This window comes from Emticicia aquatilis (assembly GCF_014644295.1).
Lineage (GTDB): Bacteria > Bacteroidota > Bacteroidia > Cytophagales > Spirosomataceae > Emticicia > Emticicia aquatilis.
This window is the reverse complement of sequence record NZ_BMKK01000003.1, coordinates 379241-392528: the sequence shown is the minus strand read 5'-3', so window position 1 is coordinate 392528 and position 13288 is coordinate 379241. Positions and strand designations below refer to the sequence as shown.

General features: G+C 38.2%; 13 protein-coding genes. 11 read left to right on the top strand and 2 right to left on the bottom strand.

The genetic code is table 11. The annotated features are described in order from the left end of the window. Positions 1 to 22 precede the first annotated feature (22 nt). The 3 genes from IEX65_RS09040 (at position 23) to IEX65_RS09030 (ending at position 3877) form a co-directional block, all read left to right on the top strand. Entirely contained in the window at positions 23 to 1468 is a 1446-nt protein-coding gene (locus tag IEX65_RS09040; RefSeq protein WP_188765721.1) for an APC family permease, read from the top strand. Positions 1469 to 1590: 122 nt separating this feature from the next. Next, positions 1591 to 2181, top strand: a complete 591-nt coding sequence (locus IEX65_RS09035; protein ID WP_188765720.1) for a 3'-5' exonuclease — start codon at positions 1591 to 1593, stop codon at positions 2179 to 2181. 319 nt (positions 2182 to 2500) lie between these two features. Continuing rightward, positions 2501 to 3877, top strand: coding sequence for an MATE family efflux transporter (locus IEX65_RS09030; RefSeq protein WP_188765719.1), 1377 nt, complete (start codon positions 2501 to 2503; stop codon positions 3875 to 3877). Between the two features lie 59 nt (positions 3878 to 3936). On the opposite strand, the gene IEX65_RS09025 is transcribed toward IEX65_RS09030, so the two are convergent. Next, complete coding sequence (locus IEX65_RS09025; protein WP_188765718.1) at positions 3937 to 4368, bottom strand: CHRD domain-containing protein; 432 nt, start codon at positions 4366 to 4368, stop codon at positions 3937 to 3939. Between the two features lie 165 nt (positions 4369 to 4533). Between IEX65_RS09025 and IEX65_RS09020 the strand changes: the two genes are divergently transcribed. Continuing rightward, the gene (locus IEX65_RS09020) at positions 4534 to 6348 is read left to right on the top strand and encodes an ABC transporter ATP-binding protein (protein ID WP_188765717.1); all 1815 of its coding nucleotides are present in this window, start codon (positions 4534 to 4536) and stop codon (positions 6346 to 6348) included. A 56-nt stretch (positions 6349 to 6404) separates the two neighbouring features. Continuing rightward, positions 6405 to 6872 carry a regulatory protein RecX gene (locus tag IEX65_RS09015; RefSeq protein ID WP_188765716.1) on the top strand — a complete coding sequence of 156 codons (468 nt, stop codon included), beginning with the start codon at positions 6405 to 6407 and terminating at the stop codon, positions 6870 to 6872. 46 nt (positions 6873 to 6918) lie between these two features. Here the strand turns inward: IEX65_RS09015 and IEX65_RS09010 are convergent, their stop codons facing one another. Next, positions 6919 to 7389 (bottom strand): lipocalin-like domain-containing protein, encoded by a 471-nt coding sequence (locus tag IEX65_RS09010; protein WP_188765715.1) that lies wholly within the window; start codon positions 7387 to 7389, stop codon positions 6919 to 6921. Positions 7390 to 7622: 233 nt separating this feature from the next. Between IEX65_RS09010 and IEX65_RS09005 the strand changes: the two genes are divergently transcribed. From IEX65_RS09005 to IEX65_RS08980, 6 genes are all read left to right on the top strand, one after another. After that, on the top strand, positions 7623 to 8723 hold the full coding sequence (locus tag IEX65_RS09005) for an efflux RND transporter periplasmic adaptor subunit (protein ID WP_188765714.1): 1101 nt from the start codon (positions 7623 to 7625) through the stop codon (positions 8721 to 8723). 81 nt (positions 8724 to 8804) lie between these two features. Further along, the gene (locus IEX65_RS09000) at positions 8805 to 10055 is read left to right on the top strand and encodes an ABC transporter permease (protein WP_188765713.1); all 1251 of its coding nucleotides are present in this window, start codon (positions 8805 to 8807) and stop codon (positions 10053 to 10055) included. A gap of 49 nt (positions 10056 to 10104) precedes the next feature. Further along, complete coding sequence (locus tag IEX65_RS08995) at positions 10105 to 10836, top strand: ABC transporter ATP-binding protein (protein WP_188765712.1); 732 nt, start codon at positions 10105 to 10107, stop codon at positions 10834 to 10836. Next, positions 10836 to 11849 carry a sensor histidine kinase gene (locus IEX65_RS08990; protein ID WP_188765711.1) on the top strand — a complete coding sequence of 338 codons (1014 nt, stop codon included), beginning with the start codon at positions 10836 to 10838 and terminating at the stop codon, positions 11847 to 11849. Before IEX65_RS08995 ends, IEX65_RS08990 begins: the two co-directional genes overlap by 1 nt. A 1-nt stretch (position 11850) precedes the next feature. Continuing rightward, positions 11851 to 12627, top strand: coding sequence for a LytR/AlgR family response regulator transcription factor (locus IEX65_RS08985; protein WP_188765710.1), 777 nt, complete (start codon positions 11851 to 11853; stop codon positions 12625 to 12627). Positions 12628 to 12677: 50 nt separating this feature from the next. Continuing rightward, positions 12678 to 13238: a Uma2 family endonuclease gene (locus IEX65_RS08980; RefSeq protein ID WP_188765709.1), complete on the top strand. Its 561-nt coding sequence runs from the start codon at positions 12678 to 12680 to the stop codon at positions 13236 to 13238. Positions 13239 to 13288: the final 50 nt, after the last annotated feature.

Genomic DNA, 13288 nt, shown 5'->3' with positions numbered 1-13288 from the left:
AAACCCTAACCTTCTTACTATTTTGGCAAATTTTAAAAAAGAAATCAAACTTTACGATGCCGTAATGCTCGTATCTGGTTCGATGATTGGCTCTGGTATTTTTATTGTCAGTGCCGATGTGGCTCGTCAAGTTGGCTCAACTGGCTGGCTTTTGGCATCTTGGCTTTTGGCAGGTGTACTGACAATGCTCGGTGCATTGTGCTACGGTGAACTAACCGCCATGTTTCCACAAGCGGGCGGGCAATACGTTTTTCTACAAAAAGCCTACGGCAAACTCACTGGATTCCTTTATGGTTGGTCGTTTTTTGCGGTAATTCAGACAGGAACTATTGCGGCCGTTGCGGTGGCTTTTGCTAAGTATTCAGGTGTGCTTTTTCCTGAAGTTATCAGCGATAAACACGAGATTTTTGCACTTGGTGATACTTCATTTAAACTTACTTCTCAGCGTTTACTGGCTATTTTGAGTATTGTTGTGCTTACTTATGCCAATACTCGTGGCGTGAAAGAAGGCAAAATCATTCAAAATATATTCAGTACAACCAAACTTGGAGCTATTGCGATGCTCATTATTTTGGGTTTTATACTTGGAGCAAACGGAGATGTAATTGCCCAAAACTTTTCAAATATTTTTGATGCTTCAAGTACTGCAAAAGTTAATGGAGAATGGATTGTGACGGGAATCACAGGTTTTGGAATTATCTTGGCAATTGGCGTAACACAAGTAGGAACATTGTTTTCGAGCGATGCTTGGAATGGGCTTACTTTTGCAGGCGATGAAGTGGTAAATGCCGAAAAAACAATTCCAAGAGGTTTGATGATTGGAACATTCTTAGTTACTGCTTTGTACCTATTGATGAACTTTGCGTATCTCTGCATTTTACCTTTAAAAGGCGACCCAAATGGTGCTGACGTAATGAGCCGAGGTATCCAATTTGCTTCGGAAGACAGAGTAGCAGCGGCAGCCGCACAAGTAATTGGTGGACAAGGCTTCTCGGTAATTGTGGCAATTTTGATTATGATTTCGACATTTGGTTGCAATAATGGCTTGATTTTGTCAGGTTCGAGGGTTTATTATACAATGGCTAAAGATGGTTTGTTCTTCAAGAATTTTGGCAAATTGAGCGAAGCAGGTGTTCCGCAAAATGCCCTTTGGTGGCAGTGTGCGTGGGCATCTTTCCTTTGTCTAACAGGAAAGTACGGCGATTTGCTTGATTATCTGATGGGCGTTGTAATTCTGTTCTATGCTTTCACCATTTACGGAATCTTTATTTTACGTAAAAAAATGCCAGATGCTGAGCGTCCAATCAAAGCACCTGGTTATCCGATTTTGCCAATGCTTTATGTAATCGTAGCATCAATTATCGTATTGATTTTAGTAAAAGAAAAACCTCAGTTTACATACCCTGGCCTTGGAATTGTAGCCATCGGTATTCCTGTTTATTATTGGTTTAATAGTAAGAAAGAATAGATTTTTAAATTACCGAGCGTCGGCCGCCACGGAGGCACGGAGAACACGAATTAACACGGAGCATATTCTCTGTGAAACTCTGTGTCCTCCGTGCCTCCGTGGTGAAAAAACAGAGAATAACAATGCGAAAAATCCTCTTTTTCGATACCGAAACCACTGGATTACCACAATTCTATAATGTACCAATCACGCAAGTCAATAATTGGCCTCGTTTGGTGCAATTGGCTTTTCTCGAATACTACGAAGATGGCTCACTTGCTGCCAAACACAATTACATTATCAAGCCCGAAGGCTTCACTATTCCACGAGATGCTACGCTAATTCATCGAATAACCAACGAACAAGCCCAAACCGAAGGAAAAGATTTAACACAAGTTTTAGATATTTTTGCTGATGCTATCAGCGAATCAGCCATTCTAATTGCCCATAATTTTGATTTTGATAGAAATATCGTTGGGGCAGAGTTTGTCAGAAAAGAGTTTGACACTAAACCTCTACTAACCAAACGCAGTTTTTGTACAATGAAGAACAAAGATGTAGTAAGTTTTTGCCGAATTACAGGTAAAAACGGCTACAAATGGCCAAAACTGGAGGAATTATACTACAAACTTTTCAATCAAAGATTTATTGACGCCCACGATGCCAGCATTGACATTGAAGCCACTGCCAAATGTTTTTGGGAATTATTGAGGCGTGGGGTGATTAGGGCCTAACTTTGAAATTTATTCCACAAATATTTTTTTTCAAAAAACAAATATCTACTTTTGTAACACAAAATTATAAAAGCCGATGATTCTGCTCGATATTGTTTGCTAATTGCAAACGCATTTCTACATTCTTATTTCCTTTTTGAGCTTATTTTCATAAGCCAAATCTAATTATTTTATAAAACTATTACTGGTTGTTCGGTATTCTCCTGAACGATAAAACTTATTGTTTTTAACAAAATCCGACTTCACAAAGTATTGATTTTCAATGTATTACTATGTTGCTATCAAACATTGGCGGTGGATTATTACACTCTTTTTTACAATGCGAAAAATTATACAATTATTCATGGAAGCCATTCGTGGCGAAGACCAAAACTATACTGATATTAGCATCAACCGTGCGATTTTTCTGCTTTCAGTACCAATGATTTTGGAAATGATTGGCGAGTCACTTTTTGCGGTTGTTGATGCTTTCTTTGTGGCTCGATATGTAGGCACAGAAGGCGTGGCAACTGTTGGTTTGACCGAATCAGTACTAACACTAATTTACTCAGTAGCTATTGGTTTGAGTGCCGCTGCTACGGCTATTGTGGCTCGGCGAGTAGGTGAAGGCAACAAAATTGGTGGCGGTTTGGCGGTGGCTCAAGTCATTATGATTTCGTTGGTTTTAGGTATTTCGGTTGGCATTATCGGCTTTGTTTTTGCCGAAGATATTCTCCGTTTAATGGGTGGCAGCGAACACCTGATTGAAAAAGGCTCAAGTTTTACTCGAATCATTTTTTCGAGTAGTCCGTCAATCGTTTTGCTTTATACACTCAGTGGTGCGTTGCGTGGTGCGGGCGATGCCTCAACGGCCATGCGTTCGATTTTGCTTGCTAATTTCGTGAATATCGTCATGGATTTTATTCTGATTCCTGTCATGGGTTTTGGAGTTGAAGGAGCAGCAATTGCCACAACTGTTGGCCGAACAATAGGCGTTTTGTATCAATTGTATGCACTTTATGGCGGAAATGGCAATGTTCAGATTTTAGCTAAACAGTTTGTGCCAGATAAAGAAGTTATTAAAAATATGCTGAGTGTAGCAGCTGGCGGAACGGGGCAATTTTTGATTCAGTCGGCCAGTTGGATTTTCTTGACTCGTATTCTTTCGACTTTCGGAAGTGAGGTTGTGGCAGGCTATACTATTGCCATTCGTATCATTATATTCACGATTTTACCTTCATGGGGAATGTCGAATGCTGCTGCAACATTAGTCGGACAGAATCTCGGTGCAGGGAAACCCGAACGTGCCGAAACTTCGGTTTGGCGAACGGCCTTCTACAATATGATTTTCTTACTTTTGGTCGGAATAGTGTTTGCTTTTTTTGCCGAAAACTTCGTTGGAATTTTTACCGATGAACCAAAAGTCATTGAAATTGGCGTCTTATGCCTACAAATCATTTGCTTAGGCTATATTTTCTTTGGTTATGGAATGGTCATTGGACAATCGTTAAACGGTGCTGGAGATACGCTTTCACCAACGATTATGAATTTTGTTTGCTTCTGGTTAATCGAAATTCCTTTAGCTTATTTCTTTGCCAAAAGCCTTGATTGGGGGCCGAATGGCGTATTTTGGTCGATTGCTATTAGCGAGTCAATCTTGGCGATTGTGGCAATTTTTGTATTCAAAAGAGGTCGTTGGAAAACTACAACGGTCTAAAAATTAAAAGCTGCAAGGTATCCTTAGAAACCTTGCAGCTTTTTTAAATCCAACAAAAATTATTGCTTTAATAATTGTCCACGAATTTCGCCAGATGCCGATTTCGCTGAGTGAATATTTACATAATAATTTCCTGCCATCAAATCAGTTTCTTGCTCTGCTGTAAGAGCTACTGTTGCTGATTTGAAAGGAGAACTAAATGTAGTTCCAAGAGGAAAGATAACACCACCTGTCGCACCTTTAGCTGCTTTGTGGATATGCCAAGCAGTTGGAGTAATACCCGAATAAGTAATTGTGTAGGTTAAGATTTTTGTATCTTTGTTATACACACCATCAAACATTCCAGTGGCAGTAGTAGTTACTGCTGGAACTTCTTCCGAACCCGAAAGCATTGCCATAAAAGCCACATCCGATGATGCAACCTCATCTTTCTTGCATGAAGCAAAAGTCAAACCTACCAATAGGACTGCAAGAGTCAATAAATTTTTCATAAATAAAAGAAACGTTTAAATAATTCATAATCACATACGGAATCAACAGCTTGTGGGATGTATATGTTTAATCTTTTTTTGATTCTTCAAAAAATATGGCTTTTAATAGTTCTATTTCTAACATCTTTCCGAACTTTGTAGCATTAACATTTTCTTAATACACAATTGAAAAATTACTTTCGATTACTTTCTTATGCCAAGCCGCTTGGTGGTTTTATTGTGCCATTTGTCATTACTTCTATCTTGGCAAGTTTATTTGGTGTACTCAATTTTACACTTTTAATGCCTCTTTTGGATGTTTTATTCGATAAAATCGCCTTTGAAGCTGTAGCCAAACCTGACTCAATTTTTGACCTAAAAAATCAATTTAATTATTATTTCGGGCTATTCTTAACTCAATATGGCAAATTCGGAGCATTGCAGTTTGTCTGTGGAGTTATAGCGGTTTCGGTTTTGTTGGCTAATATCTTTAAATATGTGAGTATTAGGCTTTTAGAAAAATTTAAATCCAATATGGTGTCGAATCTCCGACAAGCGGTTTTTGATAATTCAATCAATCTTCACCTCGGTTTTTTCAGCAACGAACGTAAAGGGAATCTAATTTCTCGCATCGTAACCGATGTACAAGAAGTTGAAAACTCAATTGCCAATACATTTTCGGCTGCTACCAAAGAGGTTTTTCTGTTTATATTTTACATTGCTTCGCTTTTCTATATTTCTTGGAATCTGACATTTTTTGCTTTGTTGGTAATTCCTGTTTCGGGAATTTTTATTTCTACACTCGTGAAACGTATGCGACGTGACGCAGGAGAAGGCCAACAACGCCTCAGTAACCTAATAACTCTCATGGACGAAGCCTTTGGCGGAATGCGTGTCGTGAAAGGCTTTGTCGCAGAAAAATTTATTAGCGAAAAATTCCGCACAGAAAACCAAGGTTACAGAAATGCTATTTTTGGATTGGCGGCTCGCCGAGAAATGTCTTCGCCTTTTTCCGAAATCATGGGCGTTTTTGTCGTAATCGGTATTTTGCTTTACGGCGGTTCGTTGATTTTTGATGGAAAATCTGAATTGACTGCGTCCGAATTTATTAGCTATATCGTTATTTTTTCGCAAGTGATGCGTCCAGCCAAAGATATTTCTAATGCTTTTAGTTCGGCACAAAGAGGTTTAGCCTCGGGCGAAAGAATCCTTGAATTAATTGATAATCAACCACTTATCAAAGACAAATCGAATGCTATTCCTATCAAAGATTTTGGACACAGCATCGAAGCACACAACGTTGGTTTTTCTTATGAAGGGGATGTTGAGGTTTTGAAAAACATCAATTTTACGCTACAAAAAGGCAAAACCATTGCTTTAGTTGGCTCATCGGGCGGTGGGAAATCAACGATTGCCGACTTGATTCCGAGATTTTACGACCCTACTGGTGGACAAATCACGATTGATGGTGTTGATATGAAAGATGTTTCGCAACACTCACTTCGCAAACTCATGGGAATCGTTACTCAAGAAGCCGTTTTATTCAATGATACGATTTTTAATAATATTGCTTTTGGTGAAAACGTAAGTTTGGAAGAAGTAGTGGCAGCAGCTAAAATCGCAAATGCTCACGACTTTATCATGCAGCAATCATCTGACTATCAAACAGTTATTGGCGACAGAGGAACAAAACTATCGGGCGGACAACGCCAACGTTTGTCGATTGCACGAGCCATTTTGCAAAATCCACCAATCTTGATTCTCGATGAGGCTACTTCGGCACTTGATACAGAATCCGAAAAATTGGTACAAGAAGCTCTTACGAATTTGATGAAAAACCGCACGACACTCGTGATTGCTCACCGCCTAAGTACGATTCAGAGTGCCGACCAAATTTTGGTTATTCATCAAGGACAAATCATTGAACGTGGCACGCACGACGAACTTTTGAAAATAGAAGATGGTTTCTACAAAAAACTAAGTTCGATGCAGACGCTGTAGAATTCTGAGTTTAGAGTGTAGAGTTCTGAGTCTGGAATTGATAATTTTTTACTTAATTGATAACTCGCCGAGACATACTCGTAAAAGCTGCTAACTTCTGTGCGTATCAAGAGCGAACGCATGCAGAAGTGCGTGAGCGTTTACAAAAATGGGAGGTTTGGGGCGATGAAGCCGAAGAAATAATTGCGTATTTGATTGAAGATAATTTCTTGAACGAAGAACGTTTTGCTAAGATTTTTGCAGGAAGTAAATTCAGAGTAAAACAATGGGGAAGGCTAAAGATAAAATATGAACTCAAAGCTCGAAAGCTTTCAGAATACTGCATAAAAGTAGGCATGGCCGAAATCGACGACGAAGATTATATCAATACCTTGCAAGAAATTCTCGAAAAGAAAAAGCACGAACTTCGCACCGAAAAACAGCCTTTAATTCTCAAACAAAAGCTTGCTCGCTACGCCATCGGCAAAGGTTTTGAGACCGATTTAGTTTGGGAAATGATTGGGAAAATTGTTCCAAAAAAATAGCCCATCACCGAGGTAATGGGCTACGAGTTATATTGGCTAATTACTGTTATTGTTTAGTAAATACTATTCGAGTTGTTGTAGTTACACCCGCATCAACATCTGTCGAAGTCCAAGTCATTTGACTACCACTAAAGCTTACATTTTCTTCTGTTTTTGTGCCGTCAGTATCTGTTATTATTAATTTACCGTCCTTTACCTCGTATTTGGCTGCACTACTAACGCCTAAATTATCGGCCTCACTTTTACAAGCTGCAGGAACTGACCCAGTTAAGTCTCCATTACTTTTAAAGGTAAAACTAATATCTTTAAAACAAGGGAAAATCAATACAAGTAACGGAAATTGGTCTTCTTCGGCAGCAGAACCTTCTTTAACATATATATTAGTTATTTTCCATGTACCTACAATCTGAGCTGAGGGTGAATCATCTTTTGCTTTCGAGCAGTTCATTACTGTCATTGACAAAGATGCTAATACAAACAATACAAGTAGTTTTCTAAGACCTGATGAAATTTTCATATTTTTTTGGATTTAATTTTTGAAAGGGCTAATGTACGATAGGATGCTTTATTAGAACGAACTTACTACAACAAAATTGAATACTTATTTACTTAACGGCAAAATTTATTCCTGTCTCGGCGTTTTTTTCTTCCGCTTCGTTCAAAATTTCTTGATGCTTCTATAATTTAGATTCACCTTTGGGTAATATTTAAGAATGCCATTTTTCGTACGTCAGAAAGCATAAACATCACATGAAAAATAGTTGCCTAATCATTTTAGCCTTTGTTGGCACATTGGTTTCCTGCAAAAAATCAGCAAATACCAATACTTCGCCCCAATATAAATCACTTACCGAAGCGGTTTATGCCTCGGGGAATATTTATCCAAAAAACGAGTATAAACTCACAGCAAACGCCGATGGTTTTTTAATAAAACAAACCGCTTTTGAAGGCGATGCTGTGGGCAAAAACCAGTTGCTTTTTCAGCTTGAAAGTGCTTCCCAAGAAGCTCGTTTGGAAGCGTCGAGCAATATTTTACGCCAGTCAGAAGCCAATTTTAGCGATAACTCCCCTATTCTTGATGAACTCGAAGCTCAACTCCGAAATGCTCGCACAAAATTGGCCAACGATTCAATAAATTTTAAACGTTACAAAGAACTTTACGACCGCAACGCCACCACTCGCATCGAATACGAGCGAGCTGAACTGGCTTACCAAACTTCCAAAAATGATGTTTCGGCACGTAGAAAGGCTTGGTTACGTACAAAAAATCAGCTCTATGTAGATTTACAAAATTCAAAATCGAATTTCAAAGTCAATGCTCGTGAAGAAGATAACTATCGAATAAAGAGCTTTGAAGCAGGAAAACTCTACGAAATTTATAAAAAACAAGGTGAACTCGTGCGTCGTGGCGAAGCAGTGGCTTTGGTAGGTGATGCCAACGAGGTTTACGCTCAATTGGCCATTGACGAGTCGGATTTTGTAAAAGTACAAATCGGACAAACGGTTTTGGTAAAAATTGATGTTTACAAAGACAAAATTTTCAAAGCAAAAGTGACCAAACTTTATCCAAAACTCAATAAAGCCGACCAAACTTTTAGGGTTGATGCCGAATTTGTGGAGGAAAAACCCAATGCCTACTACGGCATGACGATTGAAGCTAACATTGTGGTTTCGGAAAATCCAAGAGTGCTGACGATTCCGAAAAACTATTTAGTAGGCAGCGATTCGGTTTGGATTGAAGAAAATGGCGATAAAAAGAAAATCAAAATCACGAAAGGCGTTGAAAACCTTGATATGGTTGAGGTAAAAGCTGGCCTGACCGAAAAATCGGTTTTGATGCTTGGAAATTAAACTGTGGAGCGAAACTCCGTTTCGTTTATGAATTTTGTGTAAATACCCTTTTCGGCGAACTGGAAGTTCGCACCACAAAAAATGAATCTAAAAATATCACTCCAAATAGCCAAAACTCACCTACTGACAAAAAAACGTCAGACCTTGATTGCGATGCTTGGCGTTACTTTCGGCATTGCGATGTTTATCGTCATGATTTCAGTCATTAAGGGTGTCAATAAATTTCTTGAAGATTCGGCCCTCGACTCATCGCCGCATATAAGAATTTATAAAGAGATAACGAGTAATCACCCAAGTATCATCGAAGAAGCTAACCCTTCTCATTTCAATGTTACGTATCATCAATTACCTAAAAATGAATTGATTAACATCAAAAACGGGCTACAAATTGCTGCTAATATCGAAAAAGAACCAGCAGTTTTAGGAGTTTCGCCACAGATAAGTTCACAGGTATTTTTCAATAAAGGTCCAGTGCCTTTTTCGGGTCAGATTGCGGGTGTCGATGTGGTGAAAGAAGACAAATTATATGACCTAAAAAAACGTATCAAATCAGGAAATATCGAATCGCTACTTTCTACTCCCAACGGAATTCTGATGGGAAAGACTTTGGCACGTAATCTCAACGTAAAAGTCGGCGATAAAATCACGGTGACAACGCCCACTGGAAGTCTAAAACTTGTCAAAATCGTAGGCACTTTTGGTTTTGGTATTCAGACCGTTGATGGTGTAAAATGCTACGCTAATATGTCGATGGTGCAGGAAATCCTACAAAAAGATAAAAGTTTCGTGACGGATATTCACATAAAAATGAAAGACTCGCAAGCGGCTCTTACTTACGCCAAAGTGCTGAAAAATCAGTACGGATACAAAACCCAAGATTGGGCAGAAGCCAACTCAGCGTTTTTGGCAGGTGATAAAATCCGTAATGGCATGGTAATCATGGTTTCGATTACACTTTTAGTAGTGGCTGGCTTTGGAATTTATAACATTATGAATATGAATGTCATCAATAAAATGAAAGACATTGCCATCTTGAAAGCCACAGGTTTTGCAGGAAATGATATTGTTTCGATTTTCCTCATCCAATCAATTATTATCGGCATTTTGGGTGCATTATTGGGTATTATTATTGGTTTTTGCTTAAGCTATTTACTTTCATCCGTTCCATTTGATGCAGGCGATTTTCTTGATATAAAAACATTCCCAATTTTATTTGAACCCAAATACTACGGACTTGGAATGATTTTCGGTATCACAACCACCATTTTGGCGGGTTATATGCCAGCTCGAAAAGCATCAAAAATCGACCCAGTAGCGATATTGAGGGGGTAGCCCCCCGCCCCTAAAGGGGAGTAAAAAACAAAATAAATAGCAACAAATTATGTTTGATAATGAATCTCCAAAAAGCGTAGTGCAAGTAGCTCCCACATCAGAGGTGGGGGGGGCTGTGCTTTCCGCCACAAACATCAACAAATATTTCTACGAACCCGAAAAGTTTCAGGTTTTGAAAAACATTTCTTTTGAAGCCAATCGTGGTGAATTTTTGGCTTTGGTCGGGAAATCTGGTTGTGGAAAATCTACACTTTTGTATATTCTTTCCACAATGGATACTGCCTACGATGGTTCGTTGGTAATGAATGGCGAACGCCTAACAGGCCGAACACAAGACCAACTGGCGGCGTTCAGAAACGAGCATCTGGGCTTTGTTTTTCAGTTCCACTTTCTTTTACCTGAGTTTACCGTTTTGCAAAACGTAATGCTTCCTGCTCTAAAACTCGGTAAATATTCAAACAAAGAAATCGAAGAACGTGCCTATCAAAAGTTAAAATTGGTTGATATGCAAGACCACGCACTCAAGCAGTCGGCCAAGCTTTCAGGCGGTCAACAACAGCGTGTAGCCATTGCAAGGGCTTTAATCAACGACCCTACAATAATCATGGGCGATGAGCCAACAGGGAATCTGGACAAGAAAAATTCGGAGGTGGTTTTCGAGATTTTTAAGCAAATTGCACATGAAAATAATCAAACCATCATTGCCGTAACGCACGACCCCGACTTTGCCAAAGGAAGTGATAGAATTATCGAAATGTCGGACGGGCAAATCATTAGCTAATGAAAAACGAAAATAAAATAGTATTGTATATCATTGTTACGATGGCGATGATTGCGGCCTTTTTTAGGTGGTATATTTTTGATTTTGACCTCAAAAGTAACGCCGTTTTATTTCTTGTTTCTATCATCGTTTTATCTACAACATACATTTTTTTTCACAAAACTTGCCTCTTTTTCGATAAGTTTATGCCCTACGACAAGGGAATTGTCAAGCGATTAATACCACAAATTCTTCTCAATCTTGTATTTATTATTATTGTTTCAAGATTAGCATTTTTAATTGGGCGAACAATGTTGCCATTTCATTCAATCGTCGAAAAAGAAGCTACTAATCTTGCACAACTTGCGGGCGTAGCTACCGAGGTTTTGGTTGTAACACTCCTAAATGTTATTCATTTTGCCAAATACTCTTTGAATAAATGGCGTGAAAATGCACTCAGAGCCAGTAACCTCGAAAAAGAAAAATCACAAGTACAGTTTGATAATTTGAAAAATCAGCTAAATCCACATTTTTTATTTAATAGCCTTACTTCTCTCGATTCGCTGATTCACGAAAATCCAACTCTGGCCAGTGAGTTTCTGAGACAATTATCAAAAGTATTCCGATACGTTTTACAGAATAAAGAAAAAGGCTTGGTCAGCCTCGAAACCGAAGCTAATTTTATTAAAAATTACGTGGCTTTGCTCCATACCCGTTTTGGCGAATCTCTGAAAATCAATTTTAATATTTCTGAAGAAGTTTTAGACTTACAGATTGCCCCTGTAACACTCCAAATTTTAATCGAAAATGCACTTAAACATAACATCATTAATCAAGCTAATCCGCTGACAATCAACATTTTTAACCAAGAACAATATTTAATTGTAGAAAATGTAATTCAACTAAAAAAACAAGTTGAAACCTCAAACGGACAAGGACTAAATAATCTAAAAACGCTCTATAGTTTTCTGAGTGATAAAGAAGTTTTGATTGAAAAAAACGAAGTTTTCAGAGTAAAAATCCCACTGATTTAATATGAAAATCCTTTTAATAGAAGACGAACCACTCGTAGCTAAAAACCTCGAAAATTTGGTCAAACAGCTTGAACCAAATGCAGTTTTATTGGCCACAATTGGCAGTGTGAAAGAATCTTTAGATTGGTTTAAAACTAATGCTGAACCAGAGCTTATTTTATCTGATATTCAGCTTTCTGATGGCGTAAGTTTTGATATTTTTCAAGAAATTCAGCCGCAATGCCCAATTATTTTTACAACTGCTTATGATGAATATGCCATTCGAGCTTTCAAACTCAATAGCATTGATTATTTGTTAAAACCAATTGATAAAGATGAGCTACGCAGTGCTTTCGAGAAGTTTAAAAAGCTAAACCATACACCCAATCAGAATGATTTTAAAGAGCAACTTTCACATCTATTGAGCGATTTAGAAAATCGCTCCACAAACCCCAAATTCAAAACTCGATTTACGGCACATCACCAACGAAACATCGTGGCTGTAACGACCGAGCGAATTGCATGCTTTTATCGAGATGAAGTTATTTGGATTCAAACTACTGATAATCAGCGACTTATTACAGACTATAATTCGCTCGATGAAATAGAAGAGTTATTGAACCCCGAAGGATTTTTTCGAGCAAACCGCCAGTTTATAGTCAATAAACACGCCATTGAAAGTTATCGCACACATTTTACTGGAAAAATTGAATTAAAATTGGTAGTGGTAACCAAAGATGAAGTAGTGGTAAGTAAAGAAAAAGCCCACCAATTTAGAGGCTGGTTTGAGTTGGGTTGATATTTGTTTTTATCAAAATATCTTTTAAATTTGAGTAAAACTTCAAATAAATGCTGACAGAAACTTTAGCAGAAGAGAGATTATATAGCGTTGAGGAGTATTTTGAACTTGAAAAGACTTCTGAAATCCGTCACGAATTTGTGAACGGAAAACTTTTTGCTATGCCTGGAGAATCAAAAAAAGCGAATGAAATTGCAGGAAATATCTATGTTTCTTTAAGAAATAGTTTCAAGAAAAGAGCATTGAAAGTGTATAATCACGATGTGCGGTTGATGCTCGAAAACAATCGCTATCGCTACCCAGATATTGCCGTTGCACCCACGATTGATGATGAAGATTCGCACGCTATCACCCAACCTGTGCTGATTGTGGAAGTTTTCTCTGATAATTCAGTAAAAACCGATACCGTTGACAAACTAAGAGAATATTCTATTTTGCCTACTCTACAATACTATTTGATAGTTTCGCAGGAAGAGCCTTTCGTAGAGGTTTATGCCAAAAATGCCGATAAATGGGAGTTTAGGTATTACACCGATTTAAAGGAAAACATCGAACTAACGACACTTGAGGCTTCGCTTTTGATGGGTGACATTTTTGAGGGGATTTTCTAAATAACTCACAAAAAGAAGTTCAAAAACTGCTAAAAATTACCCTGAACTCG

Bases quoted from the DNA above. Each gene is read 5' to 3' on its own strand.
- IEX65_RS09035 (WP_188765720.1), top strand. From the start codon at position 1,591: ATGCGAAAAATCCTCTTTTTCGATACCGAAACCACTGGATTACCACAA.
- IEX65_RS09030 (WP_188765719.1), top strand. From the start codon at position 2,501: ATGCGAAAAATTATACAATTATTCATGGAAGCCATTCGTGGCGAAGAC.
- IEX65_RS09025 (WP_188765718.1), bottom strand. From the start codon at position 4,368: ATGAAAAATTTATTGACTCTTGCAGTCCTATTGGTAGGTTTGACTTTT.
- IEX65_RS09010 (WP_188765715.1), bottom strand. From the start codon at position 7,389: ATGAAAATTTCATCAGGTCTTAGAAAACTACTTGTATTGTTTGTATTA.
- IEX65_RS09005 (WP_188765714.1), top strand. From the start codon at position 7,623: ATGAAAAATAGTTGCCTAATCATTTTAGCCTTTGTTGGCACATTGGTT.
- IEX65_RS09000 (WP_188765713.1), top strand. From the start codon at position 8,805: ATGAATCTAAAAATATCACTCCAAATAGCCAAAACTCACCTACTGACA.
- IEX65_RS08995 (WP_188765712.1), top strand. From the start codon at position 10,105: ATGTTTGATAATGAATCTCCAAAAAGCGTAGTGCAAGTAGCTCCCACA.
- IEX65_RS08990 (WP_188765711.1), top strand. From the start codon at position 10,836: ATGAAAAACGAAAATAAAATAGTATTGTATATCATTGTTACGATGGCG.
- IEX65_RS08985 (WP_188765710.1), top strand. From the start codon at position 11,851: ATGAAAATCCTTTTAATAGAAGACGAACCACTCGTAGCTAAAAACCTC.
- IEX65_RS08980 (WP_188765709.1), top strand. From the start codon at position 12,678: ATGCTGACAGAAACTTTAGCAGAAGAGAGATTATATAGCGTTGAGGAG.